Below are 13,117 nucleotides of genomic sequence, written 5' to 3' on the forward strand. Positions count from 1 at the left end.
ATTCTGGCAAAAAGACCGACTATCAGACCAATAAACAGAAAAAGACAAACGCCTCTTAAGTGTTTGTCTTCAATCTGTAGCCTGTATTCAGGCTATTTTTTATGTAAAAAATAGCCCTTTACCAAACTGAGGTTCTCGTTGATTTTTAAAAAAAGAGGTTCTGTAGGCAGCAAATTTTGTAGTAGAATGTTTAAACGAAATAATAGTTACAGAATAGTTGTTTATCATTGCAAGTTTTTTCTATATATGGTAGAATGTTGGCAGAAGTTTTTGTGCTCACAACAAAATGTGGTGTCGAATTGATATGGACGTTTTGGGACCAGATTTAGCTTGTGATTGTTGATAGATATGTTTGTACACATAGGAGATTTATATGAAATTTGATCAAAAACAACGTTTTTCGATTCGGAAGTATTCATTTGGTGCTGCTTCTGTTTTATTGGCAAGCGTGTCCTTTATGGCCACTCAAACAGCATCTGCTGAAGAAGTGCCGGTTTCGTCGGATGTTAGTCCAGTGATTACGCCTTCAACATCAACGGTAGCGACTGCTCCTTCAGTTGATCCTATTGCTGCCACAGAAACTACGGTAACCACAGAAGCGACAGCGGAAGCAGTGACTCAACCAACTGACACGACAGGAACGACCTCTTTGAGATCGATGCCACAGTCAGGGAACACCCAAGCTGTTTCAAATCAAGCAAGCCAAACGACGCCAACTGTAGCATCAACAGAACCAGTAGCCCCAAATGTAGCACCTTCAGGTAGTTATGTCTTTACTCAGGCTACAGGTGTTAAGAGTGAGCCAAAGATTTCAAGTCCAGATTTGGCACGCTATGAAAAGGGGCAAACGGTTAATTATGACAGTGTGGTAACTGCGGACCAGCATAAATGGTTAAGTTACATTTCTTATGGCGGAAATCGACGCTATGTTTCTGTAGGAACGGTTGCGCCGACAACGCCCGTAAATACTCCTGTTCAGCCATCCGCATCTACGACATCAGTATCCGGTGGTTCAGCATCTCAAGGGCAGTACAATGTCTTCAATAAAGTTGTCTACTTAGATGCAGGACATGGTGGTAGTGATCCCGGTGCTGTTTATTTTGGTAAAAATGAAAAGGATTTGAACCTACAGATTCAGAATCGTGTAAAATCAAAGCTTGAAGCGCAAGGTTTCCGAGTGGAATTGACTCGAACGGCAGATAGCTCTGTTGGTTTATTGCCGCGTTCTGAAAAAGCCAATCGAACTTCTTCAGATATTTTTGTAAGTATTCATTTTAATGCTTCGACGTCTCCTTCTGCTAATGGGATTGAGACTTACTATTATCAGTATTTTCCAGAGTATCCTGCGCGAATCAATAGCCAGTATCACAATGATGCTCAGCGCATAAATTTGAGTGCAAGTTTGGCAAACAGCATCCAATCTAATCTAATTACCAATACTGGTGCTCGAAACGGTGGAGTGATGCGGAGAACTTTCCAGGTCTTGCGTGAGACGACTGCTCCCGCGGTCTTGCTAGAGTTGGGCTATATGTCCAATAGTGCAGAGTCAGCAAAAATCTCGTCCGCAGCTTATCAGGAAAAATTGGTTGATGGAATTGTCAAAGGAATTTCTGACTATTATAAGAAACATGCAGGTCTGCCAGCAACAACCCCAGCGCCAAAACCAGCCGAAACTTCTAAACCGGCAACAACACCTGCAGTAGCCAAGCCGGCCGAAACGCCAAAAGCAACTGTTATCGCAGGTAAGGTATCGGCTAGTGTTACCAATACAGCAACAGGTTTCAACGTGGCACTTTCTAATGTTCCATCAACAGTTTCCAGTGTTGTAGTTCCAGTATGGTCAGCTAATGGTGGTCAGGATGATATGAAGGTCTACCGTGCTAACCGTCAGTCAAACGGTCAATACACTTTTGCAGTGGCGACTAAGGATCATAAAAACGACACTGGCACTTACAATATGATTGTTTACGGACAAAATGTTCAGACTAGGAAGCTGGATACCCTCCTCAGTGGCAGTCATAACTATTCAGCTACCAGTCAATCATCGACTGCTCCAGCCGTATCTAAACCAGCCGAAGCTTCTAAACCTGTCTCTACACCAACAGTAGCCAAACCAGCCGAAACTTCTAAACCGGCAACAACACCTGCAGTAGCCAAGCCAGCCGAAACGCCAAAAGCAACTGTTATCGCAGGTAAGGTGTCGGCTAGTGTTACCAATACAGCAACAGGTTTCAACGTGGCACTTTCTAATGTTCCATCAACAGTTTCCAGTGTTGTAGTTCCAGTATGGTCAGCTAATGGTGGTCAGGATGATATGAAGGTCTACCGTGCTAACCGTCAGTCAAACGGTCAATACACTTTTGCAGTGGCGACTAAGGATCATAAAAACGACACTGGCACTTACAATATGATTGTTTACGGACAAAATGTTCAGACTAGGAAGCTGGATACCCTCCTCAGTGGCAGTCATAACTATTCAGCTACCAGTCAATCATCGACTGCTCCAGCCGTATCTAAACCAGCCGAAGCTTCTAAACCGGTCTCTACACCAACAGTAGCCAAACCAGTCGAAACTTCTAAACCGGCCACGACACCTGCAGTAACCAAGCCGGCCGAAACGCCAAAAGCAACTGTTATCGCAGGTAAGGTATCGGCTAGTGTTACCAATACAGCAACAGGTTTCAACGTGGCACTTTCTAATGTTCCATCAACAGTTTCCAGTGTTGTAGTTCCAGTATGGTCAGCTAATGGTGGTCAGGATGATATGAAGGTCTACCGTGCTAGCCGTCAGTCAAACGGTCAATACACTTTTGCAGTGGCGACTAAGGATCATAAAAACGACACTGGCACTTACAATATGATTGTCTATGGACAGAATAGCCAGACTAGGAAGCTAGACACACTTCTAACTACCAAACATGATGTCAAATCAACGACCTCGCAAGCATCGCAACTAGCCAAACCGTCCCAACCTTCTACGCCTGCAACGACACCTGCAATAACAACTCCTCAAACGACAACGACTGCTCGTTCAAAGACAATCTTTATTGATCCAGGTCATGGTGGTCGAGATTCAGGGGCGTCTTATGGCGGAGTATATGAGAAAAATCTTGTTATGTCAGTTGCAAACAAGTTGAAAAATAATCTATTGCAAATGGGATACAACGTTTTGATGTCGCGTACAGGTGATGCTTATGTTGACTTTGTTACAGAACGTTCTCGTCGTGCAAATCAAAGTAATGCGGACTTGTTTGTTAGCTTGCACTTCAATGCCACTGGTGCGGGAATTACTAATGCAAGTGGTATTGAGACCTACTGGTATCAAGCTTATCCTGAGTACCAACCAAAAATCAATCAAGCCAAGCATAATGATCCAACACGATTAGCAGAGAGTCAGGTTCTTGCTAATAAGGTTCAAGCCAACCTGGTTCGCGAGACTGGTGCGGTAAACCGAGGTGTAAAACGAAATACATTTGCTGTACTTCGCGAGACAGCAATTCCTGCTGTTCTTGTTGAGATGGGCTTCATGGATAATCCAACAGAGCTTCAAAAAATCAAACAAGATTCTTATCATGTTCGATTGGCAAAAGCTTTAGCGCAAGGAATCAATGAATGGTATGGTGCAGTTGGGGGAAAGTAGTTGTTTCTGAACAAGGCGCAAATCACCGTCAGTCATCTAATGACACTCTTGTTCAGACATCAAAAAATCAACAATTATTTATCAATAGTCTTGTATCAGCTGCTAAAACCACGGGTCTAGTTCCGAGTGTGGTAATGGCCCAGGCTATTCTTGAGTCAGCATGGGGCACATCTCAATTGGCTACCCAAGGGAACAACCTTTTTGGAATCAAGGCAGACGCCTCTTGGAAAGGTAAGACGGTATCAAAACAAACGACAGAGTTCCGTAATGGAAAAGCAGTCCAGGAAACGGCACATTTTAGAGCCTATAACACCGTATCAGAAAGTATCCAAGATTACAGTAAATTCTTTACGTCATCACCTTGGAGAACACAAAATTACAGAGCCTATACCCAGGCCAAAGATTATCAAACGGCAATTGCTGCTTTGCAAAAATCAGGCTATGCAACAGACCCAAAATATGGAGAAAAATTGCTGTCCTTGATTCAAAGATATGGATTGAACAAGTTTGATAACTAAGGATTTTACCCGTAGGATAAGTCATCATTTTTGATGGCTTTTTCTGTGTTGCCTAATGTCAAAATAGCGGATTACCTGAAAAAATGCTATAATAGAAAGAACTGCAGTTAAATGGAGAGGTTTATGCAACACGTTTTTATTATAGGTAGCCGTGGCTTGCCTGCAAAGTATGGTGGCTTTGAGACCTTCGTCCAGCAACTGGTCAGTCACCAAGAATCAAAAAATATACAATACCATGTGGCTTGTCTGTCCGATACCAGTCATCAGGAGCATTCGGCTTATTTGGGGGCGGATTGTTTTACCATCAATCCTCCTAAATTAGGTCCGGCTCGTGTCATAGCCTATGACATGATGGCCATTTCCTACGCTTTGCGCTTGGTCAAGGACCAGCAGATGCAGTCCCCGATTTTTTATATTTTGGGAAATACCATAGGTGGTTTCATAGCTCCGTTTGCCAAGAAAATTAAGGATGTTGGCGGTATTTTATTTGTCAATCCGGATGGTTTAGAATGGAAACGTGCCAAATGGCCTAAGCCTGTGCAGGCTTATCTGAAACATGCTGAGAAAGCGATGGCCAAGCAGGCCAATCTCATCATTGCAGATAATGAAGGCATAGAGGACTATATTCAATCAGCCTATCCGGGGACTAAGACCAAATTTATCGCTTACGGGACTGATTTGAGTCAGACCAGTCTGACAAGCCAATCAGAGCAAGTACGACAGGCTTTTGCTAACTGGTCCATCCGCGAAAAGGATTATTATTTGATTATTGGGCGTTTTGTTCCTGAAAATAATTACGCGACAGCTATCAAGGAGTTCATGAAGTCGAGCACCCAGCGTGATTTGGTTATCGTAGCCAATCATGAAGGCTCTGCCTATTTCCAAAAGCTAAAGGAAGAAACGGGCTTTGAGAGAGATGCGCGAATCAAGTTCATCGGGACGGTCTATGATCAGGATTTACTCAAGTATCTGCGGCAGGAATGTCGAGCTTATATTCATGGGCATGAAGTGGGTGGAACCAATCCAAGTCTTTTAGAGGCGCTAGCTCAAACTAATGAAAATCTTGTTTTAGGTGTGGATTTCAATCGTAAAGTCGCACAAAATGGCGCTCGCTATTGGACCAAGGAAAGTGGAAATCTGACCCAACTAATCAACCAAATTGATGGACAAGCAGAAGCAGTGGAGCTAGGGCAGATTGCCAAAGAGCACATGCGAATGGACTATACTTGGGAGAAGATTGTCCAACAATATGAGGAATTATTTTTACATGAACGTTAACATACTCATGTCGACCTACAATGGTCAGGAGTTTTTAGCAGAGCAAATCCGCTCTATTCAGGCGCAGACCTTTACGGACTGGGTGCTCTTGATACGAGACGATGGCTCTAGGGATAGGACACGTGAAATTATCGCTGATTTTGCCCAGCAGGATAGCCGGATTCACTTAATCAATCCCGACAGCACCGAAAATCTAGGCGTCATCAAAAGTTTTCACGCCTTGGTGCAATACCAGAGGGCTGATGTGTATTTTTTCAGTGATCAGGATGATGTCTGGTTACCAGATAAACTACAGGTGACTTTGGAGACGGCTCAAGCCTATCCAGCAGACCAGCCACTCATGGTTTACACAGACTTAAAGGTGGTTAACCAAGACTTGCAGGTCATGAATGAAAGTATGATTCGCAGCCAGTCTCATCATGCCAATACCGAGCTGGTTCAAGAATTGACTGAAAATACAGTGACAGGCGGAACTAGCATGATTAACCACGCTCTGGCTGAACTGTGGACGGTGACAGACGACATTCTCATGCACGACTGGTATCTGGCCTTGCTGGCCACAGCTTTTGGAAAATTAGTCTACGTTGACCAGCCGACGGAATTGTACCGCCAGCATGCTGAAAATGTCTTGGGAGCTAGAACCCTGTCCAAGCGATTTAAAAAATGGATTCGGCCTCATGTACTTTTCTCCGTTTACTGGGATTTGATTCGCAATAGTCAAAAGCAAGCAAGTCATCTGCTGGCTCTGCCTTTGGCGCCAACCGATAGAAATCTGGTCGAGGCCTTTGTGACTATAATGGATAAGCCTACGCCAGAACGCTACCGAATATTAAAAACATATGGATTGAGGAAAAACAAAGCCTTTCACACACTGGTATTTACCAGCCTCATCCTAACAAAATTTGCTTATAAGGAAAGAACATGAATTTATTCAACAAAGAAAACCAAATTCTCCTGCGGGAAATGGTCAAGACAGACTTTAAATTAAGATACCAGGGATCCTTGATTGGGCATTTGTGGTCAATATTGAAGCCCTTGCTCTTGTTTGCGATTATGTACTTGGTCTTTGTCCGTTTTCTTCGATTTGATGATGGAACACCCCACTATGCGGTTAGTATTTTGCTGGGAATGGTGACCTGGAATTTCTTTACAGAAGCGACTAGTATGGGTATGATGTCAATTGTTTCTCGTGGGGATTTGCTGAGAAAATTAAATTTCTCTAAGGAAATTATTGTTTTTTCATCTGTTGCGGGAGCGTCTATCAACTACGCTATCAACCTCTTGGTAGTCTTGACCTTTGCCCTCATCAGCGGAGTTCCATTTTCTTGGTCTATCTTGGTGATTATTCCCCTATTTTTTGAGCTGGTCTTGCTTGCGACAGGAGTTGCCTTTATTTTATCTACATTATTTGTAAAATATAGAGACATCGGTCCCATCTGGGAAGTCTTTTTGCAGGCTGGTATGTATGCGACACCAATCATTTACTCGCTTACTTTCATCATCCAGCGTGGTCAAGAAACAGTTGCCAAGTTTATGATGCTCAATCCAATCGCACAAATTATCCAAGATTTGCGTCACTATATTATCTATTCTGGTAGTATGACCATTCGTGATTTGGTTGCCAATCCAGCGATTGTAGCTATTCCATATGTCCTTCCAATAGTGGTGTTTATACTTGGTTATGCGATTTTTACTAAAAATGCTAAGCGTTTTGCGGAGATTTTATAATGACTGATAAAAAAATAGCTGTAAAGGTGGAGCATGTTGGGAAATACTTTAAGCTCCCGACAGAAAGCACACAGAGCTTGCGTACAGCACTGGTTAATCGATTTAAGGGAATTAAGGGTTACAAGGAGCAACATGTCCTCAAAGATATTACCTTTGAAGTAGAAGAAGGTGATTTCTTTGGGATTGTTGGCCGCAATGGTTCTGGCAAATCAACCCTTCTGAAGATTATTTCTCAGATTTATGTTCCAGAGACAGGTAAGGTAACGGTCAATGGGAAATTGGTTTCCTTCATCGAACTCGGTGTCGGCTTTAACCCAGAGCTAACAGGTAAGGAAAATGTCTATCTGAATGGTGCTATGCTCGGTTTTACCACTGAGGAAATTGATGCAATGTATAATGATATTGTAGATTTTGCAGAGTTAGAAGAGTTTATGAATCAGAAACTCAAAAACTATTCCAGCGGTATGCAGGTTCGCTTGGCATTTTCTGTAGCCATCAAGGCACAGGGTGATATCCTCATTTTGGATGAAGTTTTAGCAGTTGGAGATGAAGCCTTTCAGCGGAAGTGTAATGATTATTTCTTAGAACGTAAGAAAAGCGGTAAAACTACGATATTGGTAACCCATGATATGGGGGCAGTCAAGAAGTATTGTAACCGTGCAGTATTGATTGAAGACGGTGAGGTGAAGGCGTACGGCGATCCGTTCAATGTCGCCAATCAGTATAGCTTTGACAATACCGAAGTCATTGATGCTGATGAAGTGTCAACTGATACTGAAACTGAGAATGTCTATATCGATAATTTAGAGTTGGAATTTTTATCTGAATATCGAATTTCACAAGCAGGCAAAGTGAGGTTTAAGGTTTCATATACTGTTTTGAAAGATATTCCAACCTATGTAGCTATTTCTTTTACAGATATAGATAGAGGCGTTTGGATATATAACGATAATACAATGGATGATTTAACTCAAGGGACTGGTTTCAAATCCTTTGTTTATGAATGTTATATGGATAATTTAAATGACTTGAAAATGAAACTGGAATTGACGGTAAGAGATGAGGATGGTCAGCTTTTGGCATATATTGACAGGGAAAAAATTCCAGTTATTATGCTGAACCGCGATGACTTAGACATTAATGATAAATCATCTTTGGATTCATCAACAGGATTATTAAAACGCAATGGTTCATGGACAAGACAAAACTAGAAACTCAGAAAAATTAGGGACAACAATGGAAATATCAATCGTTTGTACAAATTTTAATAAAGGTCAGTGGATTAGAGAAACTATTGAAGGTTTTCTAATGCAGGAATTTAGTAAGGACTTTGAAATCATACTAGTTGATGATTGTTCTACCGATATTTCAAAAGAAATTATTAGCGAGTATGCCAATAACTACCCATATTTGATAAAGGCTTTCTTTCATGAAGAAAATCAAGGCATAGCAAAAACTTGGGTTGATGCATGTAATAAAGCTAGTGGGAGATATATTGCTAGATGTGATGGAGATGATTACTGGACGGATTCACTAAAGTTACAAAAGCAATATGATGCACTTGAACAAAGCAATGTCTCTTTGTGGTGTAATACTGATTTTGATATTATTAAACCTGATGGTGAGCTTGTATTTGAGAGTGCTTTTCAAAATGAGCAAGTTGTTCGAATGGATTCCTATGAAAAGATGCTAGCTTACAAAGGTTTCACGATGTCTTCCACATGGTTGATAGAAACTAAATTGATGTTATCTATCAATGAAACATTAGACTTAGAAACAAGCGATGATACCTTTAATTTACAGCTAGAGTTGTTTCAAAAAACTCAACTAATTACACTCAATGATAGCACCACAGTCTATCGTTTGGGTTATGAAAGTGATTCGCATCCGGTCGACTTAGAAAGATTCATTCATCGTCATCAAAACCTACTAAAGACGCAGTTAAAATTCCTTGCTAAATATCAAGATGCCAATATACATAAACTTTCAGAATACTTGTTTCAAGAAGTTTATTCCAGAGAAGTGATTGTGCATCAGCAAAAACTTACTGAAAATGAATTGAAAAATCACATCCGAAGTTTAGGTGAGCAATTAGCAACGATAAGTAGTGAAAAAACACAACTTGAAACGGAAATCAATGAGTTAATTGGTAAGAACAAGTCTATTAACGATGAGCTTTCAAAGGTTAGTACAGAATTGACTATGATACTCAATTCAAAAAGATGGAAATGGATTAGTAAGATTTTAAGTTTGTTTAGGAGATAATAGTGGAACGTTTACTACTGTATGTTCATTATAATCAACACAATAAAGTAGATGATCATGTTGTTTACCAATTAAAACAGATAAGGCACATATATGACACGCTGATTTTCATTAGTAATAGTCAAATTTTATCATCTGATTATGAGGAGTTGACTAAAGCGGTCCAAATCGACTACTTTTTACAACGTAAAAATGAGGGATTTGATTTTGCTGGCTGGAAGGACGGCTTGATTCTACTTGGCTTTGAAACAGTCTCCAGTTACAATTCGGTTACTATTATGAACGACACTTGCTACGGACCACTTTGGGACTTGTTGCCACATTATGAGTATTACGATGAGCAGGATATTGATTTTTGGGGGATGACAAGCCACCCAGCTATGCTACCAGACAGGAATTTTATCCCTAAACATTTACAATCATATTTTATTGTATTTAAGAAAAGTTTAATAAGCTCCCAGTACTTTGTAGAATTTTGGGAGAAAATAAGGAATTTTACGACGGTCCAAGAGGCGATAGAATTTGGTGAGATTTACTTAACTACTTATTTTAAAGAAAAAGGTTTTAAATATAGTAGCCTTATCGAAAATAATGTACAACAGAATAAGTATACTTTTAATTTGACGATTGTTAGCCCAGAAATCCTATTAGATAATAAAGTTCCCTTGATTAAAGTTAAAGCTTTTCCAAATAACTTTGCCCAGGCGCCTTATTTATTAGACAAGATAAAAATGATTTCCGCCTATCCAACAGATTTAATTACCAATCATCTATCCAATAGTTTATTACCCACTCCGGCTTACCTAGGAAGGACCAAGCTTTTGCAAGGAAATCCAGAAAAAGTCAGAGATGAACGAATTGCTATCGTAATTTTTATTTCTTCCGATAGGAATGAAGTATTTGATAATATAATTAAGAAACTAGACGAAATTTCATACTGTACGGATTTATTCATTATAACAAATGATAATGTAGCTGCTGAACAGTTTTCAACTGTAGATTTTAACCGCTTTGAAAGTGTGCAATTTTTCAAGAACAGATTACTTTGGCAATTAGTTGATGATTTAAAAGAGACTGATTTTGTGGGTGTATTTACCATAGATAGTAGTAATGGTTTTTATGAGCAGCGTAGTATTGAAGAAGTTCATAATAGTCTCTTGGCAAATATTGATGTTGTTGCAACAAACTTTAGAAAAAATCTCCGATTAGGCTTAGTATTTGCCGATTTGCCGATGGATCAGCAACTGAAATATCCTCTTTCGAATAAAGAACTACTTAATGAACTACACGAGGAGTGGCAAGCAGCAAAGCAACAGAAAAACTTAGTGATTGCAGAAGAAACAGAATTCATTGAACCACCTCACAAATCTTTTTGGTTGAGAACAGAAAGTTTAAGTCAGTTAGCAAACTGTAAAATGAATTGTAGGTTTGCAGTGTATATCCTGTGGGGAATAGATATGGACTATGCTATCGTGGCGAATAGCCAATATCTACCTGCAATCTTTCGACATGCGGGAGAAAAATATAGTTCAGAACATCAGCCAAAAGAATTTGATAGGATGAATTTTTGGAATAAGTGTGACTATTTATTTTCACCAATGAGAACACTTATAAAATACGAATTGAAAAAAATAATATTGAGATTTTATCAAATTTACCATAGATAATAAGGAGTTTTATAAAAATATGGCCTCGAGCGCTCGAGCACTTTTAATAAAAGTGAAAAAAATTCCAATGATTTTAAAAAGAAAAACTATTCGCCTTATTTCAAAAATCAGGGCATCTATTATTCGTTGTTTTAGGAATATAGTAAGAGATAATAACTATGAGTTTCCAAAAAGATTATTAATTTATACCATATTTGAATCTGAGAAACAATTGCAAGAGTATAAAGTTTTATTTCTGGAAGGTCTTTTACCTTTGGCGGATAGGGTTGAAATTGTTGTCAATGGAACACTGCCCGAAAATGATTTGAAACGTTTGGCAAAATATGGCAATGTGCAACAGAGAGAAAATAAAGGCTACGACGCAGGAGCTTTTCAATTTGGGATTTTATCTCTTTCTTATCAAGAACTTCAACAATTTGACCAACTTCTCTTAGTAAATGATACAAATATTGGTCCCCTATCTGATTTAGCAGAGGTGTTCAAACGAATGGATTCCAAAAAATTGGATTTCTGGGGTATGTCATTTGGTGAGGTACAACCCGATTTTACAGGTATGAACCCTTATGGATTTATTCCTGAACACTTGCAAAGCTATTTCTTAGTTATTGAACATAGTCTTTTAAGTGATAAATTGTTTTATCATTATTGGCAAAATTTACCAGATACAAGTTCACGCAATGCAGCTATTGGGCGACATGAAACGGTATTTACACGATATTTTTCAAATCGTGGGTATGTCTATGATGCGGTTGTAAAAGATGGAACGGATAGCCCAATCTATATTCATCCTTTGAGAGCAATTCGCGATGGCATGCCACTTGTAAAATATTCTGCACTAGCAAATTTTGATGATCATCAATTTTTATGGCAAGAGTTGGAAAGGCAGTCGGAAATTCCAGAACTTCTCAAATATATAGAAGAGGAGACGGATTTTCCAGTTCATATTTTGGAAGATATTATAGAAAAATACAAGACATCATCAAAAACTAAAAATCAAATTCTTATTATTGACGGGGTTGAAAATATTATTCCTCAATGTACACGGTATCGTGTATTGAATAAGGCCGAGCAATTGAAACAGCAAGGATATGATGTAAAAGTTGTAAACCATTCGTCATTCATCATTCCTGATGCTAAACATGCAAATATTGTTATTATTTATCGTGCTACAAAATCTGAAAAATTATTAAAGCTGATTTCTATCATGAAAAAACTTGGGCGGAAGGTTTATTACGATATTGATGATTTGGTTTTTGATACAAAGTACACAGATCAATTAGAATACACACAATCCCTTTCCAAAAAAGAAAAAGCAAGTTATGATGCTGCTGTCCAGCAATATGGTGATATGCTAGGGAGATGTGACGCAGTGATTACCTCGACCGAGCATTTGAAGACAGAATTAGAGAAGAAAAAATCAGAAGTTATTATCCATCGTAATGTACTCTCAGAGAAATTGATACATTTGAGCAATAAGGCCATTAGCAAAAAAATTACAGATGAGACTATTAAAATAGCTTATTTTTCTGGTTCGATTACTCACAATGAAAATTTTGAAATGATAAAGCCAGCTCTCATCAAAATACTGGAAAATTTCAAAAATGTTGAACTTCATTTGGCTGGACATTTAGATATTCCTGCAGATATTGAAAAATTTGGAAATCAGATTGTAGTTCATCCGTATGTAGATTGGGAAGAACTTCCTGATTTGATTGGACAAATGGATATTAATCTGGCACCGTTAAAACAAACGTTGTTTAATGAGGCAAAATCAGAAATTAAATGGCTAGAAGCAGCAGCAGTTAAGGTTGTTACAGTTGCAAGTAATATTGGTTCCTTTAAGGAAATGATAAAAGATGGAGAAACAGGAGTTCTAGCTTTACCTGAGCAGTGGTACAATAAATTAGAAGAATTGGTAGTGAATGAACAGTATAGAAATCAAATGGCTGAGCAGGCTTATCAATTTGTTTTAGCAAATTGTACAACTTCAACAGTTCGTGCGGAAATTTGAAAATAAGGGG

The 13,117-nt window shown here is 39.1% G+C and carries 9 protein-coding genes; all 9 read left to right on the top strand.

The window, feature by feature from the left end; translation table 11 throughout:
- Positions 1 to 373: 373 nt before the first annotated feature.
- The 9 genes from ACHBHN_RS05115 (at position 374) to ACHBHN_RS05155 (ending at position 13,107) form a co-directional block, all read left to right on the top strand.
- Positions 374 to 3,640, top strand: a complete 3,267-nt coding sequence (locus tag ACHBHN_RS05115; protein WP_394733742.1) for an N-acetylmuramoyl-L-alanine amidase — start codon at positions 374 to 376, stop codon at positions 3,638 to 3,640.
- The gene (locus tag ACHBHN_RS05120; protein ID WP_257104284.1) at positions 3,613 to 4,158 is read left to right on the top strand and encodes a glycoside hydrolase family 73 protein; all 546 of its coding nucleotides are present in this window, start codon (positions 3,613 to 3,615) and stop codon (positions 4,156 to 4,158) included. The genes ACHBHN_RS05115 and ACHBHN_RS05120 overlap by 28 nt, the downstream gene beginning before the upstream one ends.
- Before the next feature lie 123 nt (positions 4,159 to 4,281).
- Complete coding sequence (gene cps2T, locus ACHBHN_RS05125) at positions 4,282 to 5,436, top strand: beta 1-4 rhamnosyltransferase Cps2T (RefSeq protein WP_394733743.1); 1,155 nt, start codon at positions 4,282 to 4,284, stop codon at positions 5,434 to 5,436.
- Positions 5,426 to 6,361, top strand: a complete 936-nt coding sequence (locus ACHBHN_RS05130; protein ID WP_394733744.1) for a glycosyltransferase family 2 protein — start codon at positions 5,426 to 5,428, stop codon at positions 6,359 to 6,361. Before cps2T ends, ACHBHN_RS05130 begins: the two co-directional genes overlap by 11 nt.
- Entirely contained in the window at positions 6,358 to 7,164 is an 807-nt protein-coding gene (locus ACHBHN_RS05135) for an ABC transporter permease (protein WP_105161116.1), read from the top strand. The genes ACHBHN_RS05130 and ACHBHN_RS05135 overlap by 4 nt, the downstream gene beginning before the upstream one ends.
- The gene (locus ACHBHN_RS05140) at positions 7,164 to 8,375 is read left to right on the top strand and encodes an ABC transporter ATP-binding protein (protein WP_170238840.1); all 1,212 of its coding nucleotides are present in this window, start codon (positions 7,164 to 7,166) and stop codon (positions 8,373 to 8,375) included. The genes ACHBHN_RS05135 and ACHBHN_RS05140 overlap by 1 nt, the downstream gene beginning before the upstream one ends.
- Entirely contained in the window at positions 8,350 to 9,429 is a 1,080-nt protein-coding gene (locus tag ACHBHN_RS05145; RefSeq protein ID WP_170238841.1) for a glycosyltransferase family 2 protein, read from the top strand. Before ACHBHN_RS05140 ends, ACHBHN_RS05145 begins: the two co-directional genes overlap by 26 nt.
- Before the next feature lie 2 nt (positions 9,430 to 9,431).
- The gene (locus tag ACHBHN_RS05150; RefSeq protein ID WP_170238842.1) at positions 9,432 to 11,096 is read left to right on the top strand and encodes a rhamnan synthesis F family protein; all 1,665 of its coding nucleotides are present in this window, start codon (positions 9,432 to 9,434) and stop codon (positions 11,094 to 11,096) included.
- A gap of 19 nt (positions 11,097 to 11,115) precedes the next feature.
- Entirely contained in the window at positions 11,116 to 13,107 is a 1,992-nt protein-coding gene (locus tag ACHBHN_RS05155) for a rhamnan synthesis F family protein (protein ID WP_170238843.1), read from the top strand.
- Positions 13,108 to 13,117: the final 10 nt, after the last annotated feature.

Origin of the sequence: Streptococcus sp. A22, from assembly GCF_043674215.1 — a bacterium.
Taxonomy (GTDB): domain Bacteria; phylum Bacillota; class Bacilli; order Lactobacillales; family Streptococcaceae; genus Streptococcus; species Streptococcus suis_V.

What these genes read in the sequence shown, in the direction of transcription:
- ACHBHN_RS05115 (WP_394733742.1), top strand. Translation starts at nt 374, where the DNA reads ATGAAATTTGATCAAAAACAACGTTTTTCGATTCGGAAGTATTCATTT.
- ACHBHN_RS05120 (WP_257104284.1), top strand. Translation starts at nt 3,613, where the DNA reads ATGGTATGGTGCAGTTGGGGGAAAGTAGTTGTTTCTGAACAAGGCGCA.
- cps2T (WP_394733743.1), top strand. Translation starts at nt 4,282, where the DNA reads ATGCAACACGTTTTTATTATAGGTAGCCGTGGCTTGCCTGCAAAGTAT.
- ACHBHN_RS05130 (WP_394733744.1), top strand. Translation starts at nt 5,426, where the DNA reads ATGAACGTTAACATACTCATGTCGACCTACAATGGTCAGGAGTTTTTA.
- ACHBHN_RS05135 (WP_105161116.1), top strand. Translation starts at nt 6,358, where the DNA reads ATGAATTTATTCAACAAAGAAAACCAAATTCTCCTGCGGGAAATGGTC.
- ACHBHN_RS05140 (WP_170238840.1), top strand. Translation starts at nt 7,164, where the DNA reads ATGACTGATAAAAAAATAGCTGTAAAGGTGGAGCATGTTGGGAAATAC.
- ACHBHN_RS05145 (WP_170238841.1), top strand. Translation starts at nt 8,350, where the DNA reads ATGGTTCATGGACAAGACAAAACTAGAAACTCAGAAAAATTAGGGACA.
- ACHBHN_RS05155 (WP_170238843.1), top strand. Translation starts at nt 11,116, where the DNA reads ATGGCCTCGAGCGCTCGAGCACTTTTAATAAAAGTGAAAAAAATTCCA.